Here is a 22,502-nt window from a genome sequence, read left to right on the forward strand (position 1 = left end):
TACTTAAATAAGACCCAGCGCCGCCAGTTCGCGGCGCAGCTCCACAGACAAAGCCTGCATACCGCCGCCGGCACCTGCTCTGTCATCCTGCGGCACTTCTTCGTCCACAATATAACGCCAGCCCTGAAACGCCCTGCGTGGCTGCCAGATAGTCGGAATCACTTTGGGCTCGAGCACCAGATGACAACGGCCAATCCCGTCCTCACCAGTAAATGTACGCACTTCCAGCAAACGCTGGCGCGCCTGAATATTGCCCTTAATCACCCAATAGAGTGAACCGCCTTCAAGCAATTCAGCCTGGCGCTTAGGCACCATTCGCGTTGTATGAAACTGTTCCGGCACAACACCGTTTGCACGGCATTCCTCAAGGCGGAAATCAATCCACGCTGCCAGATCTTCAAGGGAATCACATCCCACACAGAGTTTTACAAGATGCAGAGCCATGACCGGCAATTACTCCGTTGTTTTCGTGATGTCCAGTATTACAAGCCCATATCAGCGGGGTACAAATAAAAACGGGCAGGAATGACCCTGCCCGTTTTTTTAGTGCATAATTCCTTAAACTTGAATCAGTTCAAGGAAAAATTATGCTCTAACTTTAAAGTGTTAGAGCGACCTTTGTGTGCCAAGTATGGCACACGGCGCTCTAATATTCTCGTCAATTATGCAGCAGCTTCGCCTGCGAGTTTCTTCTCGCAACGCAGCAGCATACCGAACAGATCGCGCGGTTCATCCGGATCTGCCAGCAGATCAAGATTTTCAAACAGGCCGGTCGATTTCAGTTTGTCATGCACATAACGCAGTGCCGAGAAATCCTCAGTCGCGAAACCAACCGAGTCAAACAATGTGATTTGGTTCTGGTCACGACGACCCGGAACAGTACCATTCATCACCTGCCACATTTCAATAACCGGATGATCAGCATCAAGCTGCTGGATTTCACCTTCAATGCGTGTCTGCGGCGGATATTCAACAAAGATATCTGAGCGCAGCAGAATGTCTTTATGCATTTCTGTCTTGCCCGGGCAATCACCGCCAACGCCGTTAATGTGAATGCCGCTGCCAATCATATTGTCGGTCAGGATTGTAGCATTCTGCTTGTCGGCAGTCACAGTGGTGATGATCTGCGCGCCCTGTGCGGCATCTTCTGCACTGGTACATGTTACGATTTCAAAACCGAACCCAGCGAGGTTCTGCTTGCATTTCTCAGTTGCAGTCGCGTCGATATCATAAAGACGGAGCGACTTAACACCGAGCAGTGCTTTGAATGCGAGTGCCTGAAACTCGGACTGTGCGCCATTGCCGATAATCGCCATGGTCTGCGCATTTTCCGGAGCCAAATATTTGGCAACAACAGCCGAAGTTGCAGCCGTACGCAGAGCCGTCAGAATGGTCATTTCTGTCAGCAGAACCGGATAACCGGTATCCACATCGGAGAGCATGCCGAATGCAGCAACAGTCTGCAGACCGTCTTTCATATTCTTCGGATGGCCGTTGACATATTTAAAGCCATAGAGCGTACCGTCACTGGTCGGCATCAACTCGATCACACCGTCATGGGAGTGCGAGGCAACACGCGGGGTTTTATCGAATTTTTCCCAGCGCAGAAAATCTTCTTCCACATAGGTGCAGAGTTCTTTGAGAAACTCTTCAATACCGATTTTCAAAACCAGTTTCATCATGTGGTCAACACTGACAAATGGTACGAGATTCAAAGTTGTTCTGTCACGCATCAGGTTTTCTCCCTCCGGTCACTGCCGGAACCTGTATCAGAGCAGTCTTTTTTCCTGTCAGGGAAATGCTCTGCTTGTTGAATGGCGCAATCTCAGTAGTAAACCGGTTACCACACATTTTGAAACTGCTTTTTAAACCAAGAAAGAGCGCCTGCTTACCTTCTGGCTTGCGGGCGCTCTGTTTTTGAAACTTTCAGCTCTATGCGAAGCTGCGTGTCGGACGATCCATCACACTGCGCCCCATCAGGCTGGCGATAAGATCGACCATCAGAAAGGCCGTACGGCCACGTTCATCGAGGAACGGATTAAGCTCTACAGCTTCAAAACTCGTTACCAGCTCACTGTCATGGAGCATTTCCATAATCAGATGCGCTTCGCGGAAAGTCGCACCACCCGGCACAGTTGTACCAACTGCCGGTGCAATATTCGGATCAAGGAAATCAACATCAAGGCTGACATGCAGCAGGCCATTGGCTTCTTTTACACGCTTGAGAAAGCGGTTCAGCAGCGCGACAACGCCATGCTCATCAATCATGCGCATGTCGTTGACTGTGACTTCGGTTTTGCTGATCGCAGCGCGTTCTGCCGGATCGACAGAGCGAATACCAATCATGCAGACATTGGCCGGATCAACCGGTGCCAGCACTTCAGGGAAAGTGCCTTCAAAGCCCTTTTGACCGGTGTAATAGGCCACAGGCGTGCCGTGGAGATTACCGCTGGCAGTGGTTTCCAGTGTGTGGAAATCCGTATGAGCATCAAGCCACAGCACAAAAAGCGGACGTCCCAGTTCTTTGGCGCGACGGCTCAAACCGCACACAGTACCGGCTGCCAAAGCATGGTCGCCGCCGAGGAAAATCGGGAAGCCGTCAACACTGGAATCATAGGCAGCTTTATCCAGCGCCTCAATCCATGCCACAATTTCAGAAAGGTTCTTCAGAGCCGGATTGTAATGAGTCAGCGCACGTTTCGGTGCCGGCTCGACATTGCCGAGATCAGTAACAGTATGACCCAGTTCTTCCAGAGCCTGAGATAATCCGGCGGCGCGAAAAGCGCTCGGCCCCATTTCACAACCCATGCGTCCGGTTCCGTCCTGCACGGGTGCACCAATCAGCTTACAATGCATATATGTTCCTCACGACTCTCATTTATTCACAAACCGACCGCTCAAGCGCAATCCGGCCTGTGATTTTCCCGTATAAAACCATGAATCATTGGCAGAGTGGACAGAGAAGATTGGCAAATGTCCACAGATGCTTTATCAGAATGGTCAGTTAAATAAACAAAATGGTAAGACCGTGGACGAACTCGACCAGAAACTCATCACCCTGCTCCGTCATAATGCCCGCCGCAGCATCTCCGATTTGGCGCTCGACGCCGGTGTTTCCCGCGCAACCGCCCGCGCCCGTCTGGAGCGTCTGGAAAAAGACGGCCATATTCTCGGCTATACGGTTATCCTGCGTGCAGACACAGTCGAACAGGCTGTTCGCGGTATTATGATGATCGCGATTGAAGGTCATGTGACAGAGCGCGTGGTAAAAGCACTGGGTGGCTTTTCAGAGATTTCGGAAATTCACACCACCAATGGCCGCTGGGATCTGATTGCTGAAATCAACGCCGATACACTGAGTGATTTTGACAGCGTATTGCGCCGAGTGCGTCTGGTTCCGGGCATTACCAACAGCGAAACCAATCTGCTTTTGGCGACCCCGCGCAGCACCAAAGCGCGCCTATGAACAGATAATTCAACCTAAACAGGACAAAAACTGTCTTGTTTAGACAAAACATATATGCAAAGCGCAACAAATACATTATGGCGGGCTCATTCGTTAATAAAGCCTGAACAACACATCCTCCCAAGGAGTTGCGCTTATGTCCGCTTATGCTGCTGGTGGTTCAGCCACCGGTGCACGCACGTTTTTCTGCATGCAAAAATTTACAGTTTTATTTCTTACAAGCACCGTTTTAAGCACTGCCGCCCTACTGAATTTCAGCACTGATGCGATTGCTCAATCTCCGCAGAAGCAAAAAACAACCACTAAACAACAAGCGGATGCTTCCGCCAGCACAGTGCAGCTCAACACAATCACGGTTAGCGCAGGTGCAATTGGTACTGGTAGCTATGGCACGGATGCGCCCAATGTTGTGACGATCAATCGTGAGACGATTGATCGTGTGCAGGCATCCAGCCTGCCGGAACTGGTGAAGAATACACCGGGGGTTACAATGCTCGGCGGTGTGCGCATTCAGGGGCAGAGTATCGCTATTCGCGGTTTCGCCCGTCAAACAGACGTACGTATCATTATGGACGGCGCACAAAAGAATTTTGAACGCTACGATCAGGGCACCGTTTTCATTGAGCCGGAACTGCTCAAAAGTGTCGAAATTGAAAAAGGCGCGACTTCTGTCAAATACGGCAATGGCGGCTTTGGCGGTACCATTAAAATGGAAACCAAAGATGCAGCCGATATGCTACGCGATGGTGAGAACTGGGGACTCTGGTCTAAAACCGCTTATCAGACAGCCAATAAAGGCTGGGTGCAAAGCGGTGCAGTTTATGGTCGCACTGATTATAGTGGCATTACCTTTGATGGCCTTGCCGCGGTAACATGGCGTAAAACCGATGACATGCGCATTGGCGGCGGCGAGCGCTATAATTTCTCCGACAGCAAGCTTACCTCGTTTTCTACCAAAGGAAGTGCCAGTGCTGACGGTCATGAACTGAAAGCAACTGCAAGCTACGGCACGAGTCAGAACTGGGGCCCGCCTGCGGCGATCCGTGGTCAGGTGGAACCAATCGGCAGTGACGTTAAAAAATACGGTTATTATGAAGCTATCCGTCGGCGCCTTGCCTGGCGCGATCTGAAGGATTTCAGTTCATCCATTGAACATAAGTTCAGCGGCGACAGTGATCTGGTTAATACACGCCTGATGGTCAGCTATGCTTATACATCGATGTTTGCGGAACGTCCGGATGGTGTTAGCACAAGTGCTTCACTCGGCGGAAAATGGAATGAATCCAAATATTCTGACTTGCGTATTGAGGCCGAAAACACATCTAATTTCACGCTCGGCGGATTTAATCACAGCCTGAATTACGGCCTTCAGTTGCAGAAGCACAATCGTGACATTGTCATGTATGCCGATAGCTATAAAGACAATGCCAATTATAATTATGGCTACTTTGCTCCGTATAATATGCCTGAAGGCAAGCAGGAAACTTTCAGTGCTTTCGTTATCGATAAAATTGCGCTGACTGATCAACTGACGATTATTCCAGGTCTGCGCTACGATTATGTTCGCTCCACAGGTAAGCCTAACGCTGCAAAGACCTATAATAATCCTGCAATTGGTCATGATTACAGCGCAGTGAGTCACGACGGCCTGACACCGGGTTTGAGCATGACTTATGATGCAAACTCAAATCTGCGTCTGTTTGCCGACTGGGCTTATGCTATGCGCATGCCGAATATTGATGAGCTTTATTCGACACAAAGCGCCAGCAGTAGTCTGCCACGTACCAGCCGCGGCCTCGAAGTTGAACGTAATAATAACTTTCAGATCGGTGTGGAAACCATTCACGATCAGCTTTTCATGAGTGACGATCAGCTAAAGATACGCGCAACGGCCTATTACAACCATGTCACCAATCCGATTAACAGACGTTTTGGCTCCAAGAATGCTCCGGAAAAGAAAGGCGATGGTGATACTTACTGGAACCTACCATCCTATTATTCCACAGGCATCGAGCTTTCAGCGCATTACGATACAACCACTATGTTTGCCGATGTAGCTTTCTCCACCATGTATGGCAGTCGTCATGGAGCTCTGAATAACATCTATGGCTACGACACTTATCTCAAAGATCTAGCACCGGCGACATTAGTTACAACACTGGGCTGGAAAGTACCGGATTATGAGCTGACACTGGGCTGGACAGGTACATTTGTCGCCCGACAATCCAAAACCCCGCACAATCAGAATGGTGGCGAATATGCCCGTCCTGAAAGTGCCGGCTATGGTATCCATGATCTGTTTCTGACATGGGCACCGCAAAGCGGTATGATGAAAGATACCAAATTAGATATCGGTCTCGATAATATTTTCGACAAAAAGTATGAACCATATCTCAGCGATGGCATTACAGCGATGCCTGGCCGAAACTTTAAAGTCAGCCTCAGCCGACAGTTTTAAAACAAAAAAAAGCCCCGCAAAATACGGGGCTTTTTATTAAGTTAATTTAGAAATCAGAGAGACTTTGCCAACCGGTCAAAAGCCATCAGTGTTTCGAGCAGACGTGGCATATCCTTAATTGCAACCATATTCGGACCATCCGATGGTGCATTATCCGGATCCTGATGGGTTTCAATGAACACACCAGCCACACCAACCGCTACAGCTGCGCGCGCCAGTGTTTCAACAAACTCACGCTGACCACCACTGGTTTCGCCCTGCCCGCCCGGCTGCTGAACTGAGTGGGTAGCATCAAAAATCACAGGAGCGCCCATACCAGCCATAATCGGCAGCGAACGCATATCGGACACGAGTGTATTATAACCAAAGGATGCGCCGCGTTCAGTCAGAATCACATTCGGATTGCCGCTTTCAATCACTTTAGCCATGACATTCTTCATGTCCCAAGGTGCGAGGAACTGGCCTTTTTTGACATTGACCACACGACCAGTATTGGCTGCTGCGATCAGAAGATCGGTCTGACGGCACAGGAATGCTGGAATCTGCAGCACATCAACAACTTCACCGACAACTGCACATTGTTCTTCAGTATGCACATCGGTCAGTACCGGGAAGCCGAAGTCTTTTTTGAGATCAGCAAAAACTTCCAGAGCCTTTTCAAGACCAATACCACGCTGACCTTTCAGCGACGTACGATTGGCTTTATCAAAGCTCGACTTATAAACCAGTCCGATACCGAGCTTATCTGTCATTTCCTTCAAGGAACCAGCCATTTCATAAGCGTGTTCACGGCTTTCCATCTGGCATGGGCCTGCAATGATCGACAAAGCGCCCTTGTTGGAAAATACGACATTGCCTGACGGCGCCTTGATCTCAATAACAGAATTGGCAGTCATCTCTGTTCCTCAAATTTGAAAAGTAGTCTGACTTTTCAGAATAAATAATCACGCAAATAGTCTGCGCAGAAAACTGCAGAGCAGTCACATTCTCAGCATATGGATATTAGCATTCGCAATATCCAGTCTTTTGGGACAAAAGCAAAACGGGCACTGTTAAAGTGCCCGTTGCATTGGTCAGACCAGACGGCTCTGGTTCATTGCCGCCTCAATGAAGGAAGCGAACAACGGATGCGGTTCAAACGGACGCGATTTAAGCTCCGGATGATACTGCACACCAATAAACCAAGGATGGTCAGCATATTCGATCGTCTCTGGCAGAACACCGTCAGGTGACAGACCGGAGAATGTCAGACCGGCTTTTTGGAGCTGATCCATATAATCGATATTAACTTCATAGCGGTGACGATGACGCTCATGAATATCCGTTGTGCCGTAAATATCAGCAATACGGGTGCCACTCTTGAGAATGGATTCATAAGAACCAAGACGCATTGTACCGCCGAGATCGCCTGATGCGGAACGTTTCTCCAGCATATTGCCTTTGAGCCATTCTGTCATCAAACCAACAACCGGTTCCTTCGCAGGACCGAACTCGGATGAAGTCGCATCTTTGATACCAGCAAGATTACGCGCTGCTTCAATACAAGCCATCTGCATACCAAAGCAGATACCAAAGTAAGGAACCTTACGCTCACGGGCAAATTTAGCCGCGAGAATCTTGCCTTCCGCACCACGCTCGCCAAAGCCACCCGGCACCAGAATGCCGTGTACTTTTTCGAGGTAAGGTGCTGCATCTTCGCTCTCAAAGACTTCTGCTTCGATCCAGTCAAGATTGACCTTCACGCGGTTGGCAATGCCACCATGCGTCAGCGCTTCGATCAGCGATTTATAAGCTTCCTTGAGGCCGGTATACTTACCGACAACCGCAATGGTCACTTCGCCTTCAGGATTATGGATACGGTTGGCAATCTCTTCCCAACGCTCCATCTGTGGCAGCGGTGCCGGTTCAATACCGAATGCTGCCAGAACTTCTGAATCCAGCCCCTCTTTATGATAAGCCATCGGCACATCATAAATCGACTGCACATCCAGCGCCTGAATAACCGCCGATGGGCGGACATTACAGAACAAGGAGAGTTTCTTACGCTCTGATTCCGGAATTTCACGATCCGCACGGATCAGCAGAACATCCGGTGCAATACCGATAGAACGCAGTTCTTTCACCGAATGCTGTGTCGGTTTGGTTTTCAGCTCACCCGCTGCCGGAATATACGGCATCAGTGTCAGGTGAATATAAACGGCTGTGTTGCGCGGCAATTCGTTGCCGAGCTGACGGATGGCTTCCAGAAACGGCATTGCTTCGATATCGCCGACTGTGCCGCCGATTTCGCAAAGCACGAAATCATAATCCTCATTACCATCGGTAATGAAGTTTTTGATCTCATCCGTTACATGCGGAATAACCTGAACCGTCGCACCGAGATAGTCGCCGCGGCGCTCTTTCTCGATGATGTTCTGGTAGATGCGGCCGGTCGTAATATTGTCCTGCTTTGTCGCAGAACGACCGGTGAAACGCTCATAATGACCGAGGTCAAGATCGGTTTCCGCACCGTCATCGGTCACAAACACCTCACCATGCTGGTAAGGGGACATCGTGCCCGGATCAATGTTGAGATAAGGGTCGAGCTTTCTGATCCGCACGCGGTAACCACGTGCTTGAAGAAGAGCCGCCAGTGCTGCTGCAGCTATGCCTTTTCCGAGGGAAGAGACCACGCCGCCTGTGATGAATACATATCGCGCCATGGGCTTATGTCGTTAGACTCTCCTGATTGATTCCGCCACAAAAAAATGCATTTGTAACGGATTTTTCATTATTCTTAACATTTACCCGTAAAAATCCATCAAGGACTTTATGGCAAAACCCAATTTTCACGCAACAACATCACCGTAAGGAATTTTCCGAACAGTGCTGACATTACAAACTTTGCGTTGATAACGCGCTACAGAATTCTGATCCGTAGCTCTGACCAAACAGATAATGCTTAGGCAAACAAATTGCCACTGCTTATTCGTTTATCCCGAACAACTTTTTATTAAATATTTTTATTAGCAAGCCGGATGGCTTAAAATGCAAAAAGCCGGCATCAGCCGGCTTCAGCAAAAATGCAGACGATCAGAGAACGACGACAGTCGCGCCCATATTTACGCGGCCATAGAGTTCCATCACATCTTCATTGGTCATGCGGAAACAGCCGTTTGAAGCTGCGCTACCGATTGTCCAAGGCTGTGTGGTACCATGAATGCGGATATAGGTGTCTTTGTTACCCTGAAAAAGATACATCGCGCGTGAACCCAGCGGATTTCCAAGGCCGCCATCCATGCCATTCTTGTACTTGCCATATTGTGCAGGGTTACGCTTGACCATTTCCGCAGTTGGAATCCACCGCGGCCACTCGCGCTTGGCATCGATTGTGCCGCTGCCTTTGAATTCCAGCCCAGCTCTGCCAACAGCAATACCGTAGCGGCGTGCAGTGGTCGGTGTTTCCACCAGATACAGGAAATACTTCGACGGATCGACGACGATTGTCCCGACCGGATAACCCGAAAAGGCAACAGTCTGCGCCTGAAACTTCGGATCAATATTATATTTGCCTTTGGCAGCCTTCTGAGCAGGTGCTTTCTTCTTCTCAGATTTAGCGGCTTTCGGTGCCGCTTCTGTTGAAGATTCAGCAGCGACCGTCTGAGCAGAGGCAAGACCGGTCAAGGCCGAAAAACTTAAGCAAAGACCGGCAAATCCGGCAATGAGAACACGCGATGAAATCATGGGGCTTTCTCGAACACTCTTTTATGCGCATCTGATGAAGATATGCGGAAGATGATCTGTAAACAGGTTACTTGCTGATAGGCTAAACTCTCCCATCTCTCAACGGGCAATATGTTACCCACATGCTAATCCCGCCATCTATGGCAAGCCTGCAACACTTTTCTTAAGAAGCCTTAAGAATAGAAAAGCCTCCGCGAGGGAGGCTTTTAAAAAGTTCAATCTGACAGGCTCTTACTGGGAGCTTGGAACCTGACTTGCAGGCGCCGCTGGCTGCTCCGGCGCAGCTTCAGGTGTCGTTGTACCACCACCGAGCTGATCGAGAATGCCATTACCAGCACCGGCTGGCGCTGTCTGCGAACCGGAAGCCGCAGGAATACGGTTGAGAATATCTGTCGGACGTTCGCCGTTCATCGCCATAATGCCGAGAAGCAGCGACGTTGCGAAGAAGCCTGCGCCCAGAATAGCCGTTGTGCGGGTCAGAGCATTGGCCGCGCCGCGTGCCGACATGAAACCTGAACCACCACCGATACCAAGACCACCGCCTTCAGAACGTTGAATCAACACAACGCCGACAAGAGCGAGAACGATCAGGAGATGTATAACAATAAGAACGGTTTGCATGAGTTTCCGGACTGCTTTCTTATAAGAATAGAAACGGCTTTCTACACGGATTTATCCGACAATCCAACCCCCTGCAACAGAATGCTTGCAAGGGATTGATATTTATTCAATTTCAAAGCACGCGATACGCATCGCAAATTGCGAGAAAATCGGTCGCTTTCAGGCTGGCACCACCAACAAGCGCGCCATCCACATCGGCCACGCCCAGCAATTCAACAGCATTATTCGGCTTGACCGAACCACCATAAAGCAGACGCAGATGCGCGCCTTTGGCACCAAACCGCTCAATCAGCTTCGAGCGAATAAAGGCATGAACAGTCCGCACATCCGACACAGTCGGTGTCAGACCGGTGCCGATTGCCCAGACAGGCTCATAAGCAACAACAGTATTTTCCGGTGTCACGCCTTCCGGCAGAGAATCCGCAATCTGCTGACCAACGACTTCAAGAGTCTGATCGGCCTGCTTCTGTTCAGCGGTTTCACCGACACAAACAATCGTCGTCAATCCGGCTTTCCATGCGGCCTGCACTTTTGCACAAACAGCAACGCTGCTCTCGTGATGATCTGTACGGCGCTCGGAATGACCAAGGATAACATGGCTCGCGCCTGCTTCTTTCAGCATCAGCGCGGAAATATCGCCGGTATGCGCACCTGATTCTGCTGCATGACAATCCTGACCACCAACGCCGATCGCGTCAGTTTCAGGTGTTGCAGCAGCACGAGAGATCAAAGTGGAAGGAACACAAATCACCACATCGAATTTACGGCCGATATCTGTGCTCAGATTAGCAGCAATTGCGCGCAGCTCACCCAGCTGCTCGCCGGTGCCGTTCATTTTCCAGTTTCCCGCAACAAGCGGACGAATTTCCGGGGTCATTACACCCTCCTCACCAATGATCTCAGCCGCGCTTTACAGCGGGTTTTGACAGTATCCGTACAGCACAGTGCTTGCGGACAAAGCCGATTTGCACCTTGAACTGAACCTGCTCCAGAGCGTGTCGCAGTTCAGGAGGCGATGAATTGCGACACGCTCTAGCAAATTCGTCTGTGAAAGCAAATCCCCAAACTTCACCTCTTCATGCGGATAAATGGCAATAATGCCACAATTCTTTTGGTCATTCGCCCTTCAAGAGCAGGTTTCCGTTTGACTGCATTATCATCGGCGGCTATCCCCTTATTTAACAAAGTGAGTTTACTCCACAAAGGTACTTCTATGCTTGACAGCTTGCGCACTGCATCCAAATCCTGGGTTTCAAAATTCTTTCTCGGCCTTCTCGTCCTCTCCTTCGCTGCATGGGGTATCGCAGATGTGTTCCGTGAAGGTTTTAGCGGCAATGCTGTTTTGGAAGCCGGAGGCTCATCCGTATCGCCGACAGAATATCGTCTGGCCTATGACCGTCAGGTGATTGCTGTTTCAAACCAGCTCCGTCAGCAGCTGACCCGCGATCAGGCGAAAGCGCTTGGTATTCCGGCACAGGTTACCGGCCAGCTGGTTGCAGGCGTTTTGCTTGATGAGCAGGCTCGCCAGATGGGCCTGGGCATGTCGAAAGATCATCTCGCCCGCCTCACCGGTGAGGATCAGGCGTTTCAGGATTCAAGCGGCCGCTTTTCCAACAACCAGTTTAACGCTGTGCTGCGTCAGGCTGGCATGAGCCCGCAGAACTATTTTGACAGCCGCACCAAATTCGCCCTGCGTCAGCAGATTGTTGAAGCGGTTTCTGATGGTATGAGCGCGCCAGATACACTGTTCAAAGCATTGGCGCTCTATGACGGCGAAAGCCGCACTGTAGATTACATCACGCTAACTCAGGAAAAAGCCGATACAATCGCGACACCTGACGAAGCTGAGCTGAAAAAATGGTATGACAGCCATCTTGGCAATTACCGCGCACCGGAATATCGCAAAGTCAGCTATGTTCCTTTGGAAGCGCAGGATATTGTGAACGAAGCCGATGTAACACCGGAAGAAATTCAGGAATTTTATAAAAAGAACGTTGCGCGTTTTTCCACTGAAGAAAAACGTACGATTGAACAGCTGACTTTTGCCAATGAAGATGAAGCCAAAGCGGCTTCCGAGAAAATCAAATCCGGCACCAGCTTTGCTGATCTGATTGCGGAAAAAGGCAAAAAGCCGGAAGATGTTAAGCTCGGCACTTTTGTTAAAGGCGATCTGCCGGATGCAGTGATTGCTGATGCTGCTTTCGCACTGCCAGCCAATGGCACCAGCGATATTGTTAAAGGCGCTTTTGGTCCGGTCATTCTGCATATTAGTGCTGTTGAACCAGCCACAGTTAAAACTGAGGCGCAAGTTGAGCCGGAAATCCGCAAAACACTGGCTCTGACACAGGCACTGGCTTCGCTGAATGCTGTTCATGACTCTTACGAAGAAGAACGCGGCAATGGTGCTACGCTTACTCAGGCTGCTGAAAAGCTGAAACTCAAGGTGAAAACTATTGAGGCTGTTGATATCAACGGTAACGGCCCTGACGGCAAACCGATTGCAGATCTGCCACAGCTGCCTTCCTTCCTGACCTCTGTTTATCAGTCAGATCAGGGTATTGATAATGATGCGCTGCCAACACAGACCCGTGGTTACATCTGGTATCAGCTGGATGGTGTAACCCCTGCCCGTGACAAGACATTTGATGAAGTCAAAGATCAGGTTACGACTGAATGGAAACAGGATGCAGCGGTCAAAGGCCTGACAGCGAAAGCTGAAGAGCTGCGCAAACGCCTCGATGCCGGCGCAACACTGGATACGCTCGCTCAGGAAGCCGGCGTGGAAAAACAGACCAAACGCGGTCTGACACGTACAGCCACAGATTCGGAATTGTCTGACACAGCCATTGCCCAAATTTTCGGTGGTCCGGAGAAGCTGAGCGGCGTAGCCAATGGCATTAATAAAGACACGCAGATTTTGTTTCAGGTGATCGAGACCACAGAGCCTGCCGGTGTTAGCGCTGAAAGCCTGCCACAGGGCACCCGTGATGCGATTTCCTCACGCATTGGCGATGACCTACTAGAACAGCTGGTCGGACGTCTGCAGAAAGATTATCCGGTCAAGATCAATCAGGCTCTGATGGATCAGGCTCTATCTTTCTGACCTGTTTTAAAAGCATTTCCAGTGAAAGTGCGAAGCGGGTTTACGGAGGATAATGTGTAAAACAAACAATGAAAGCAGCTTCGGCAATTCAAACTTAGCCGGAACTGCTCTCATTGCAGAACTTTATAAGATTCGAGTACACTATGTCAGATTTCAAAAGCTACATTGCCAAAGCTGTAACAGGAAAACCGTTATCTCAGGCGGAGTCCAAAGCAGCGTTTGACATTATGATGTCCGGTTCTGCCACCCCTGCCCAGATCGGCGGTTTTCTGATGGCTCTACGCATGCGCGGTGAAGCGGTTGCGGAAATCGCAGGCGCTGTGGAATCAATGCGGTCGAAAATGATCCCTGTTGATGCCCCTGCCGGTGCGATTGATATTGTCGGTACCGGCGGCGACCAGTCCGGTTCTTATAACGTGTCCAGCTGTGCAGCCATCGTCGTTGCCGGAGCTGGAGTTCCTGTCGCTAAACACGGCAACCGCGCCTTGTCCTCCCGCTCCGGTGCGGCAGACACGCTGGCGGAACTCGGTATTAATATTGAAGCATCGCCCGAAACCATCAGCCGTTGCATTCATGAGGCTGGGTTAGGCTTTATGTTCGCGCCGATGCATCACTCATCCATGCGTCATGTCGGCCCTGCCCGTGTTGAACTCGGCACCCGTACAATTTTCAATCTGCTTGGCCCATTGGCCAATCCGGCTGGTGTTAAGCATCAGCTCGTCGGCGTTTTCTCCCGCGATTGGGTTTTGCCGATTGCCGAAGTGCTGAAAGAGCTGGGGTCAGATCATGTCTGGGTTGTCTATGGTGACGGTCTGGATGAAATGACTACTGCAGGCACTTCCAATATTGCTGCACTCCAAAATGGCGAAATTACCGAGTTTGAAATTACGCCGGAAGAAGTCGGCCTGAAGCGCGTTGATTTTGATGATCTCAAAGGCGGTGATGCTCAGCATAATGCGGCAGCCCTGCTGCGTGTGCTTGAGGGTGAGGCCGGTGCCTATCGCGATATCGTGCTACTCAATGCTGGCGCTGCATTGGTAATTGCCGGTAAAGCCAAAGATATTAAAGAAGGCATCGCCCTTGCCGCACAGTCGATTGACAGCGGCGCGGCCAAAGCCAAACTCGATCAGCTGATTGCCGTATCGAACAGCAAAACAAGTGAATAAAATGACCGATATTCTCAAAAAGATCGAAGCCTATAAGGTTGTTGAAATTGCTGAAGCCAAAGCACGTTTGCCACTGGCAGACGTTAAAAAGGCTGCCGCCGATCAGCCGCCTGCCCGTGGTTTTCTTAAAGCGCTGGAAGCAAAGCAGGCTGCCGGTTCTTTCGGTCTGATTGCAGAAATCAAAAAGGCCAGCCCGTCCAAAGGTCTGATCCGTCCGGATTTTGATCCGCCTGCATTGGCAAAAGCCTATGAAGATGGCGGCGCGGCCTGTCTTTCTGTTCTGACAGACACGCCAAGCTTCCAAGGCGCACCGGAGTTCTTGCAACAGGCACGTGCTGCCTGCGCTCTGCCAGCGCTACGCAAGGATTTTCTGTTTGATCCTTATCAGGTCTATGAAGCGCGTCATTGGGGTGCAGATTGCATTCTCATCATCATGGCAAGCGTTGATGATGCACTGGCAAAAGAGCTGGAAGACACAGCCTTCTCGCTTGGCATGGATGCACTGATTGAAGTGCATGATGAAGCAGAGATGGAGCGGGCACTCAAACTGTCTTCGCGCCTGCTCGGCATCAACAACCGCAACCTGCGTACTTTCGAAGTCGATCTCGCAGTATCTGAGCGTCTGGCAGCCATGGTGCCGGATGATCGTCTTCTGGTTGGCGAAAGCGGCATCTTCACCCATGATGACTGCCTGCGTTTGCAAAAATCCGGCATCTCCACTTTCCTGATCGGTGAAAGCCTGATGCGCCAGCAGGATGTAGCAGGTGCGACCCGCAAACTCCTGACCGGCAAAGAATAAGCTATGAGCAAGCTGACACATCTCGATGAAAGCGGCGCCGCCAATATGGTGGATGTTGGTGACAAGACCGACACCGTGCGCATTGCGACCGCATCGGGCTGTGTCATCATGCAGCCGCAGACACTTGAGCTGATCCTTTCCGGCAATGCAGCCAAGGGCGATGTTATCGGCACCGCCCGCCTTGCCGGTATTATGGCCGCTAAGAAAACATCTGATCTGATACCGCTTTGTCATCCGCTGATGCTCAGCAAAGTCACTGTTGAGATTGAACCGGATGAAGCTTTGCCCGGCTTACGCGTCAGCGCGACAGTCAAGCTGACCGGCAAGACCGGTGTGGAAATGGAAGCGCTGACTGCCGTTTCCGTCACCTGCCTGACCATTTATGATATGGCCAAAGCTGTTGATAAAGGCATGATCATCAGCGATATTGCCGTCGACAGCAAAACCGGCGGCAAGTCCGGCGACTGGCAGCGCTCTTAACATCCTTTCCGATCATTTTACGGGAGAGAATTCATGGCCTTATTACCCGTTGATGAAGCATTGCGTCTGTTACTGGCAGATAAAATGCCTTCCGGTCATGAGTATGTTGCATTGCATCAGGCAGGAAACCGCGTTCTTGCCACTTCGATCTTTGCCTCTTTCAATCAACCGCCATTTGATGCCTCAGCTATGGATGGCTATGCCATTCGTTTTGCCGATGCAGAACAATTGCCGGTCACACTCAAAGTCATCGGTGAATCCGCCGCCGGTAAAGGCTTTGACGGCACACTGAAATCCGGTGAAGCAGTGCGCATTTTTACCGGCGCACCTATGCCTGCCGGTGCTGATACTGTTGTCATCCAAGAAAATACCAAACAGGACGGTGATCATGTCACTCTGCTGGAAGACGTGGAGAAAGCTCGTCATATCCGCCTGAGCGGCTTAGATTTCCGTGATGGTGAATGCCTGTTACAGACCGGTCATGTTCTTGATCCTGCATCGCTTTCGCTGGCTGCCGCTTCAGGGCATGCGAAGTTACAAGTCTACACTCAACCACGAACTGCTATTCTTGCGACCGGTAATGAGCTCGTCCCTGCCAGTACTATTCCGGCGGCAGATCAGATTGTCAGCTCTAACAGTTACGGTGTTGCTGAAATCGTGCGCCGTAATGGCGGCGTTGCGGAAGACTTAGGCATTGTGCCTGACGATCTGGTAAAGATCGAACAATCCATCCGCACTGTTGCGGCTTCCGATGCGGATATTCTGATTACGCTTGGCGGCGCTTCGGTTGGCGATCATGATCTGGTGCATAAAGCGCTCATCAATTGCGGCGTAGATTTAGGCTTTTACAAAATCGCCATGCGTCCGGGTAAGCCGCTGATGTTTGGTACCCTCGCCCGCGATGGCAAGAAACCTTTGCTGGTTCTGGGGCTTCCGGGCAATCCGGTTTCCAGCCTTGTCTGCTCTTATGTATTTCTGGCACCTCTGGTTGCCCGTCTGGCAGGCAAAACACCAATGACACGTATTGCCAGTGCCAGACTCGCTCAGGATATGGCTACAAACGGCAATCGTCGTGATTATGCCCGCGCAGCCCTCAGCTATGACAGCAATGGCGAGTTGCTGGCGACACCATTACCAGTACAAGATTCCTCAATGCTGACTGTCATTACCCGTGCTGACGGCTTACTGATCCGAGAACCATTTGCGGAAGCGGCAAAGCGCGGCGACCGCTGCCAAGTCCTGCTTATTCGCTAAACCTGTTACAGATTCAGGATTAATCCTTTTTAAAGCCTTGCGGAACAATACTGGAACATATAGTGTCCGTTCTGGGTTTGTTTTTAAAAATTGATTCTCGCAACCGTGCCCCGTGCATGCGGTTATGCGTATGATCCGCACGACTTCTATATCTGTTGTAGTCTTCAAATTGACCGCAGATATGTTCTAGACTTTGGGAGCATATAATGCTGACGCGTAAACAACATGAATTATTGCTGTTTATCCATGAACGTCTGAAGGAAAGCGGCATCCCCCCTTCGTTTGATGAGATGAAGGAAGCACTTAACCTTGCATCAAAATCTGGTATTCATCGTTTGATTACCGCTCTTGAAGAGCGCGGATTTATCCGTCGCCTGCCAAACAGAGCACGTGCGCTGGAAGTTGTGCGTCTGCCGGATTCCATTGCTCCGGGGCTTAACAGCCAGAAGAAATTCTCGCCAAGCGTCATTGAAGGTGATCTGGGCAAGAAGAATGTAACCGAACTGCCTAAAAAGGCTGCTCCTGCGGCAGAAACTGATACCCCTGCAGGTATCAGTGTTCCGGTCATGGGACGTATTGCAGCCGGTGTGCCGATTTCCGCCATTCAGTCCCAGACCCATATGATTACCCTGCCTCCGGAAATGCTTGGCAGCGGTGAGCATTATGCGCTGGAAGTTAAAGGCGACTCGATGATTGAAGCCGGCATTCTCGACGGCGATACGGTCATCATCCGCCGCGGTGATACAGCCAATGCCGGTGAAATTGTTGTGGCTCTGGTTGATGATGAAGAAGCGACGCTGAAACGCTTCCGACGTAAAGGCGCTTCTGTTGCTCTGGAAGCAGCAAACCCTGCGTATGAGACCCGTATTTTCGGCCCTGACCGCGTACGTGTACAGGGCAAGCTGGTTGGTCTGGTGCGCCGCTACTAACAGGCAATTATTACAGTGAAACCGGTGATTTATATCGGTTTCACTTGCCTGCTTAAAGCGATGTTTTGTGTTTTGAGAATGGTTACATTCATCATCAGCGTATCTCTTTGATATAAACGATGTTTAATCTTCCAGATTACGCGCTGCACGAGACCAGAGACGATATAGATGCCACGGCCGTTGCGGCTCTTCTACCGCGAAAACGACCTTTGCCTGCGCTGGCCTATTTGTACTGTTTTTTGACTGATCACCGGCCACAGAATTCTCAGTTTGAGGAGCTGCTTTTGCAGCCTGAGTAACAGTCCGCTCTTGATTGATTTTTCCATTTGAAGGCAAATAGATTTCAGCAACACCCTTTAAAGCCAGTTGCTGACAGGTGATGATAAGCGGTGACGTATCATCCCGTTCTTGCTGTTTTGAACAATGCATATTGCCTGCAAAGGCGAAAATGATGATATCGCCGATATTACAGGCAACCTCCGCAGCATCTCGATTTTCGGCATAGGCCAGCACCTGACCACTCGCTAAATCAAAGCTGCATAGTCCGTCCGCACAGATAAAACCTTCCGAGCCTTCTGTCTCCTTTTTATCCGGCACACTTACTTCTGTAATTTTATAGGCTTTGCGCCAGTTTTCGGCTGTAAAAGCTGCGGGTTTCGGGCGATTCACATACAGAATAGTATTCTGGCGCACAGCAACCAGTCTGGCATCCTCGGAAATAATAATATCCGGCAAATCCGTTGTTATGAGCGCAACAAAACCTGCCCCTAAAAACACCAGAGAGATCAACCGTAAATGGCTGTTCAGGATCATGGCAGACAGCATAGCCGCAGTCCAAAGCAGTAATACCGGCGCAGGCAGCAATCCGGGTATCAGATCTGGCGAGAGACCAGCCACAAAATGAGCAATCCATTTAACCAGCTCAATGCCTTTACCCATCACCTGTAAGGGCAACCACTCAAGGCCAAGTGGCATCAGCAAGAGTGCAATCACGGCAAAGGGCATAATCAACACTGAGATCACCGGCAAAGCCAATGCATTCCCCATCATACCCAGTGGTGCCATATTGTTGAAATGAAAGGCTGCATAAAGGCCACTGGCCGTACCCGCCAACAGCGACGTTGCGATAATACCAATGAGCCAGCGCCAGACGGTATGAAACAAGCCGGTTTTCCGCTCCGTTTTCTCCGGATTTTGCCTCTTACGTAATTTTATCCATGCAAATCCGGCAATGAGCGCTCCGGTGGCAGAATAGGACATCTGGAAGCTAGGTCCCAGAATTTCATGCGGCGTTACAAGAATGGTGAAGAGCCCCGCAATTGCCAGATTACGCAATGTCAGCGCTTTGCGATCTAAAATCACCGCACAGAGCATCACAGCCAGCATAATAAAGCTGCGCTGCGCCGCCACATCTGCGCCCGATAAAGCCAGATAAAAACCGGAAGAAAACAACGAAATCAGCGCGGCAATTTTCTTGACCGGATAATAGAGCGATAAAGACGGAAACAGCCCCGCCAGCCCCCGCACACTCACCATGACAATTCCTGCTGCCAGTGCCAGATGCAGACCGGAGATTGAGAGAATATGCGCCAGCCCTGCAATACGCAGCGCTTCATTGGTGGCTTCACTGATCCCTGCCCGCTGGCCGGAAATCAGCGCGGCAGCCACCGCCCCTTCTTCACCGTTTAATGCCTGCATAATGCGCCCGCCTATCAGAGCGCGCAGTTGTCCGATGATCGCCTCCACTCTGGCCGTCCAGCTTTTACCTTGAGGCTCGCTGACAGCATCATTCGCTATAATTTCAGGCGTACCAAGATAAAAACCATTGCCACCCTGACCGCGAAAGAAGCCGTGAAAAGCGAAATCATACTGACCGGAGCGTATAGGTCCGCCATGCGCGCGCAAACGCACAGCACCTTTCAACACCGAGCCAGTTTCGCTCAATGCCGGTAAATCGCGGACAGACAGACGCAAACGCTGCGGCGCATAGCGCAAATGCGGCTTTTCCGTTGCTAAAACATCGGCAACAATGCGCCAGCGACCGGCCTTGCCATCCTCCTCAGCCTCCTGCTCCAATGACACAATCCGTGCTGTCATTACCGTAGAAACGGCACTGCCCAGCATCGTCGTTGCAAAGCGTTGTGTTTCCCACTTAGCCGCGGCCATTCCCGTAATAAAACTAAGGATCAGCACCAGACTGACACGGCGTATCAGCGTGTCGCGTAGCAAAACCAATAACCAGCCAAACAGAAAAGCCGGAATAGCCAACTCGATCCAATAAGGTTCCCGAACCAAACTGAAATAATAAACAGCACCTACACCTGTTACAATCGTGGTCAGAAGAAACACCGCTCCGCGCTCATATTCATAGAGCAAAGCATCAATCAGATTGTCTTTGAAAGATTGCCAGTATTCCTGCCAAACAGGAGCATTGCCGCTCAAATATTTCGCGTAATTTTCATAGTGCTTGGTTCTGGCAGCACATTCAATTTCAGCAGAACTATGCGTTACAGTATCCGCACCAGCATTCGGTTCTGCAAAACCGAGCATGGTTTGCTCAACTGTCAGCCTGTGTGAATAAGTGTTACGAGCAGCACTTGTCTGCGCCCCGTCATACGCACCACGGGACTCACTCTTATTTTGGTGACTTCCATCCGCCGTGTCATTGCTGCCGGTCATGCTGTCTGAATTGCCCCCGCACCTGACAGCTGCACAATTAAACGTCCAAAACAGCACTTTTCACGCAGGAATCTTGCATTGCACAGTGTTTAACACCGCTTCTGCACCCCGATCATTGCATCAAGTCTTGCACGTTGTGCTGCCTATGCTACATGAACAGCATAAGAAATCGAGAGGCGGCAAATTACATTCTTATCTCCATAAATTCGGATATAAGAGCATCAAATTGTAATTTTCCCGCAGATACGGAGCGACAGATGTCATCACCCGTTATTACCCGCTTTGCGCCTTCACCGACCGGATATCTTCATATCGGCGGCGCACGTACAGCGCTGTTTAACTGGCTTTATTCCAAACATACCGGCGGCAAGATGCTGCTGCGCATTGAGGATACCGACCGCGAGCGTTCCACAGATGCCGCAACAACAGCCATTCTTGAAGGCCTGACATGGCTCGGCCTGACATGGGACGGCGATGCGATCTCCCAGTGGGAACGTGCACCACGCCACCGCGAAGTGGCTGAAGAACTGGTGAAAGCCGGTAAAGCTTATTATTGCTACGCCTCACCGGAAGAACTGGATGCGATGCGCGAACTGGCGCGCGCTGAAGGCCGCCCGCCACGCTATGACGGCCGTTGGCGTGACCGCGATCCTTCAGAAGCACCGGAAGGTGTGAAGCCGGTTATCCGCATTAAAGCCCCTCAGACAGGTGAAACTGTTGTACTGGATGATGTGCAGGGTGAAGTTCGTTTCCCGAATAAGGATCTGGATGATTTCATCATTCTGCGTTCTGACGGCGCGCCAACCTATATGCATGCGGTTGTGGTCGACGATCATGATATGGGCGTTACCCATATTATCCGCGGTGACGACCACCTGACCAATGCTGCCCGCCAGACCATTATCTATCAGGCAATGGGCTGGGATGTGCCTAAGATGTCCCATATCCCGCTGATCCATGGTGCGGATGGTGCTAAGCTTTCCAAGCGTCACGGTGCGCTGGGCGTGGAAGCCTATCGTGCGATGGGCTATCTGCCGGAAGCACTGTGCAACTATCTGGTTCGTCTCGGCTGGAGCCATGGTGATGATGAAATCATGACCATCGAGCAGATGATTGAATGGTTTGATACCAAAGACATCAATAAAGGCGCATCACGCTTTGACTTCCAGAAACTGGAAGCCATTAACGGCCATCATATCCGTGCCAGCGATTCAGAAACGCTCACCAAAGCGCTGATTGACGTCCTGCCTTATATCGAAGGCGGTGCGGAATTGCAGGCTCTGCTCAACGATGAACGTCGTGCCCAGCTTGTTGCAGCAATGCCTGGTCTGAAAGACCGTGCAAAAACACTGGTCGAGCTGGCTGATGGTGCGAAATTCCTGTTCGTCTCCCGCCCGCTGCCGCTGGATGAAAAAGCTGCCAGCCTGCTCAATGATGAAGGCCGCGCTATTCTCAAGGCCGTGCTGCCACAGCTTGAAGCTGCGGAATGGACTGCCGAAGCGCTCGACGCTGTTGTGCGCGCCCATGCAGAATCAACCGGCCTGAAGCTCGGCAAGATTGCCCAGCCTTTGCGTGCCGCCCTCACCGGCCGCGCCACATCGCCGGGCGTTTTTGATGTTCTGGTGGTTCTGGGGCGCGAAGAAGCGCTTGGACGCATTCAGGATCAGGCTGTATAAGTCTCTTTTGGCCGCGCTCCCTCAACGGAGCGCGGCCAAAACACGGTGTTGTGAATTTCACAGACCGGCTTCTGTCGTAAGAATGGCCAATTGACAGAAATTTGTTCATAAAAACCCGAATTTCTGCATTGCAACGTCCGTTTTTTAC

18 protein-coding genes are annotated in these 22,502 nt (G+C 50.8%); 9 read left to right on the top strand and 9 right to left on the bottom strand.

The annotated features are described in order from the left end of the window. Window positions 1-3 precede the first annotated feature (3 nt). The 3 genes from QUF18_RS10120 to rocF form a co-directional block, all read right to left on the bottom strand. Window positions 4-444, bottom strand: coding sequence for a DUF1489 family protein (locus QUF18_RS10120; RefSeq protein WP_289386936.1), 441 nt, complete (start codon window positions 442-444; stop codon window positions 4-6). 218 nt (window positions 445-662) lie between these two features. Next, complete coding sequence (ocd, locus tag QUF18_RS10125; protein ID WP_289386937.1) at window positions 663-1,733, bottom strand: ornithine cyclodeaminase; 1,071 nt, start codon at window positions 1,731-1,733, stop codon at window positions 663-665. Window positions 1,734-1,932: 199 nt separating this feature from the next. Next, window positions 1,933-2,856, bottom strand: coding sequence for an arginase (gene rocF / locus QUF18_RS10130; protein WP_289386938.1), 924 nt, complete (start codon window positions 2,854-2,856; stop codon window positions 1,933-1,935). Window positions 2,857-3,028: 172 nt separating this feature from the next. On the opposite strand from rocF, the gene QUF18_RS10135 reads away from it, so the two are divergent. Both QUF18_RS10135 and QUF18_RS10140 read left to right on the top strand, forming a co-directional pair. Further along, a complete protein-coding gene (locus QUF18_RS10135) occupies window positions 3,029-3,466 on the top strand; it encodes an Lrp/AsnC family transcriptional regulator (RefSeq protein WP_289386939.1) in 438 nt (145 codons plus the stop codon). Between the two features lie 136 nt (window positions 3,467-3,602). Further along, window positions 3,603-5,924 carry a TonB-dependent hemoglobin/transferrin/lactoferrin family receptor gene (locus QUF18_RS10140; protein WP_289386940.1) on the top strand — a complete coding sequence of 774 codons (2,322 nt, stop codon included), beginning with the start codon at window positions 3,603-3,605 and terminating at the stop codon, window positions 5,922-5,924. 53 nt (window positions 5,925-5,977) lie between these two features. Here the strand turns inward: QUF18_RS10140 and kdsA are convergent, their stop codons facing one another. From kdsA to tpiA, 5 genes are all read right to left on the bottom strand, one after another. Next, window positions 5,978-6,820, bottom strand: a complete 843-nt coding sequence (gene kdsA, locus QUF18_RS10145; protein ID WP_289386942.1) for a 3-deoxy-8-phosphooctulonate synthase — start codon at window positions 6,818-6,820, stop codon at window positions 5,978-5,980. Between the two features lie 177 nt (window positions 6,821-6,997). Next, a complete protein-coding gene (gene pyrG, locus QUF18_RS10150) occupies window positions 6,998-8,626 on the bottom strand; it encodes a CTP synthase (protein WP_289386943.1) in 1,629 nt (542 codons plus the stop codon). 370 nt (window positions 8,627-8,996) lie between these two features. Beyond that, window positions 8,997-9,647 carry a L,D-transpeptidase gene (locus QUF18_RS10155; RefSeq protein ID WP_289386944.1) on the bottom strand — a complete coding sequence of 217 codons (651 nt, stop codon included), beginning with the start codon at window positions 9,645-9,647 and terminating at the stop codon, window positions 8,997-8,999. A gap of 231 nt (window positions 9,648-9,878) precedes the next feature. Continuing rightward, complete coding sequence (gene secG, locus QUF18_RS10160) at window positions 9,879-10,268, bottom strand: preprotein translocase subunit SecG (protein ID WP_289386945.1); 390 nt, start codon at window positions 10,266-10,268, stop codon at window positions 9,879-9,881. Between the two features lie 112 nt (window positions 10,269-10,380). After that, window positions 10,381-11,145, bottom strand: coding sequence for a triose-phosphate isomerase (gene tpiA, locus QUF18_RS10165; protein ID WP_289386947.1), 765 nt, complete (start codon window positions 11,143-11,145; stop codon window positions 10,381-10,383). Window positions 11,146-11,481: 336 nt separating this feature from the next. Between tpiA and QUF18_RS10170 the strand changes: the two genes are divergently transcribed. The 6 genes from QUF18_RS10170 to lexA all read left to right on the top strand — a co-directional run bounded on the left by QUF18_RS10170 (window position 11,482) and on the right by lexA (window position 17,999). Further along, window positions 11,482-13,371 (top strand): SurA N-terminal domain-containing protein, encoded by a 1,890-nt coding sequence (locus tag QUF18_RS10170; protein WP_289386948.1) that lies wholly within the window; start codon window positions 11,482-11,484, stop codon window positions 13,369-13,371. A gap of 143 nt (window positions 13,372-13,514) precedes the next feature. Beyond that, on the top strand, window positions 13,515-14,537 hold the full coding sequence (gene trpD, locus QUF18_RS10175; RefSeq protein WP_289386949.1) for an anthranilate phosphoribosyltransferase: 1,023 nt from the start codon (window positions 13,515-13,517) through the stop codon (window positions 14,535-14,537). Window position 14,538: 1 nt separating this feature from the next. Continuing rightward, window positions 14,539-15,336, top strand: a complete 798-nt coding sequence (trpC, locus tag QUF18_RS10180) for an indole-3-glycerol phosphate synthase TrpC (RefSeq protein WP_289386950.1) — start codon at window positions 14,539-14,541, stop codon at window positions 15,334-15,336. 3 nt (window positions 15,337-15,339) lie between these two features. Next, window positions 15,340-15,816: a cyclic pyranopterin monophosphate synthase MoaC gene (gene moaC / locus QUF18_RS10185; RefSeq protein ID WP_289386951.1), complete on the top strand. Its 477-nt coding sequence runs from the start codon at window positions 15,340-15,342 to the stop codon at window positions 15,814-15,816. Between the two features lie 33 nt (window positions 15,817-15,849). Then, window positions 15,850-17,070, top strand: a complete 1,221-nt coding sequence (locus tag QUF18_RS10190) for a molybdopterin molybdotransferase MoeA (protein ID WP_289386952.1) — start codon at window positions 15,850-15,852, stop codon at window positions 17,068-17,070. A gap of 206 nt (window positions 17,071-17,276) precedes the next feature. After that, complete coding sequence (gene lexA / locus QUF18_RS10195) at window positions 17,277-17,999, top strand: transcriptional repressor LexA (protein ID WP_289386953.1); 723 nt, start codon at window positions 17,277-17,279, stop codon at window positions 17,997-17,999. 123 nt (window positions 18,000-18,122) lie between these two features. On the opposite strand, the gene QUF18_RS10200 is transcribed toward lexA, so the two are convergent. Further along, window positions 18,123-20,678 carry a ComEC/Rec2 family competence protein gene (locus QUF18_RS10200; protein ID WP_289386954.1) on the bottom strand — a complete coding sequence of 852 codons (2,556 nt, stop codon included), beginning with the start codon at window positions 20,676-20,678 and terminating at the stop codon, window positions 18,123-18,125. A 257-nt stretch (window positions 20,679-20,935) separates the two neighbouring features. On the opposite strand from QUF18_RS10200, the gene gltX reads away from it, so the two are divergent. Further along, the gene (gltX, locus tag QUF18_RS10205) at window positions 20,936-22,354 is read left to right on the top strand and encodes a glutamate--tRNA ligase (RefSeq protein ID WP_289386955.1); all 1,419 of its coding nucleotides are present in this window, start codon (window positions 20,936-20,938) and stop codon (window positions 22,352-22,354) included. Window positions 22,355-22,502 lie beyond the last annotated feature (148 nt).

Origin of the sequence: Pseudochrobactrum kiredjianiae (assembly GCF_030362795.1) — a bacterium.
GTDB lineage: Bacteria > Pseudomonadota > Alphaproteobacteria > Rhizobiales > Rhizobiaceae > Pseudochrobactrum > Pseudochrobactrum kiredjianiae.

What these genes read in the sequence shown, in the direction of transcription:
- QUF18_RS10120 (WP_289386936.1), bottom strand. Translation starts at nt 444, where the DNA reads ATGGCTCTGCATCTTGTAAAACTCTGTGTGGGATGTGATTCCCTTGAA.
- ocd (WP_289386937.1), bottom strand. Translation starts at nt 1,733, where the DNA reads ATGCGTGACAGAACAACTTTGAATCTCGTACCATTTGTCAGTGTTGAC.
- rocF (WP_289386938.1), bottom strand. Translation starts at nt 2,856, where the DNA reads ATGCATTGTAAGCTGATTGGTGCACCCGTGCAGGACGGAACCGGACGC.
- QUF18_RS10140 (WP_289386940.1), top strand. Translation starts at nt 3,603, where the DNA reads ATGTCCGCTTATGCTGCTGGTGGTTCAGCCACCGGTGCACGCACGTTT.
- kdsA (WP_289386942.1), bottom strand. Translation starts at nt 6,820, where the DNA reads ATGACTGCCAATTCTGTTATTGAGATCAAGGCGCCGTCAGGCAATGTC.
- pyrG (WP_289386943.1), bottom strand. Translation starts at nt 8,626, where the DNA reads ATGGCGCGATATGTATTCATCACAGGCGGCGTGGTCTCTTCCCTCGGA.
- QUF18_RS10155 (WP_289386944.1), bottom strand. Translation starts at nt 9,647, where the DNA reads ATGATTTCATCGCGTGTTCTCATTGCCGGATTTGCCGGTCTTTGCTTA.
- secG (WP_289386945.1), bottom strand. Translation starts at nt 10,268, where the DNA reads ATGCAAACCGTTCTTATTGTTATACATCTCCTGATCGTTCTCGCTCTT.
- tpiA (WP_289386947.1), bottom strand. Translation starts at nt 11,145, where the DNA reads ATGACCCCGGAAATTCGTCCGCTTGTTGCGGGAAACTGGAAAATGAAC.
- QUF18_RS10170 (WP_289386948.1), top strand. Translation starts at nt 11,482, where the DNA reads ATGCTTGACAGCTTGCGCACTGCATCCAAATCCTGGGTTTCAAAATTC.
- trpD (WP_289386949.1), top strand. Translation starts at nt 13,515, where the DNA reads ATGTCAGATTTCAAAAGCTACATTGCCAAAGCTGTAACAGGAAAACCG.
- trpC (WP_289386950.1), top strand. Translation starts at nt 14,539, where the DNA reads ATGACCGATATTCTCAAAAAGATCGAAGCCTATAAGGTTGTTGAAATT.
- moaC (WP_289386951.1), top strand. Translation starts at nt 15,340, where the DNA reads ATGAGCAAGCTGACACATCTCGATGAAAGCGGCGCCGCCAATATGGTG.
- QUF18_RS10190 (WP_289386952.1), top strand. Translation starts at nt 15,850, where the DNA reads ATGGCCTTATTACCCGTTGATGAAGCATTGCGTCTGTTACTGGCAGAT.
- lexA (WP_289386953.1), top strand. Translation starts at nt 17,277, where the DNA reads ATGCTGACGCGTAAACAACATGAATTATTGCTGTTTATCCATGAACGT.
- QUF18_RS10200 (WP_289386954.1), bottom strand. Translation starts at nt 20,678, where the DNA reads ATGACCGGCAGCAATGACACGGCGGATGGAAGTCACCAAAATAAGAGT.
- gltX (WP_289386955.1), top strand. Translation starts at nt 20,936, where the DNA reads ATGTCATCACCCGTTATTACCCGCTTTGCGCCTTCACCGACCGGATAT.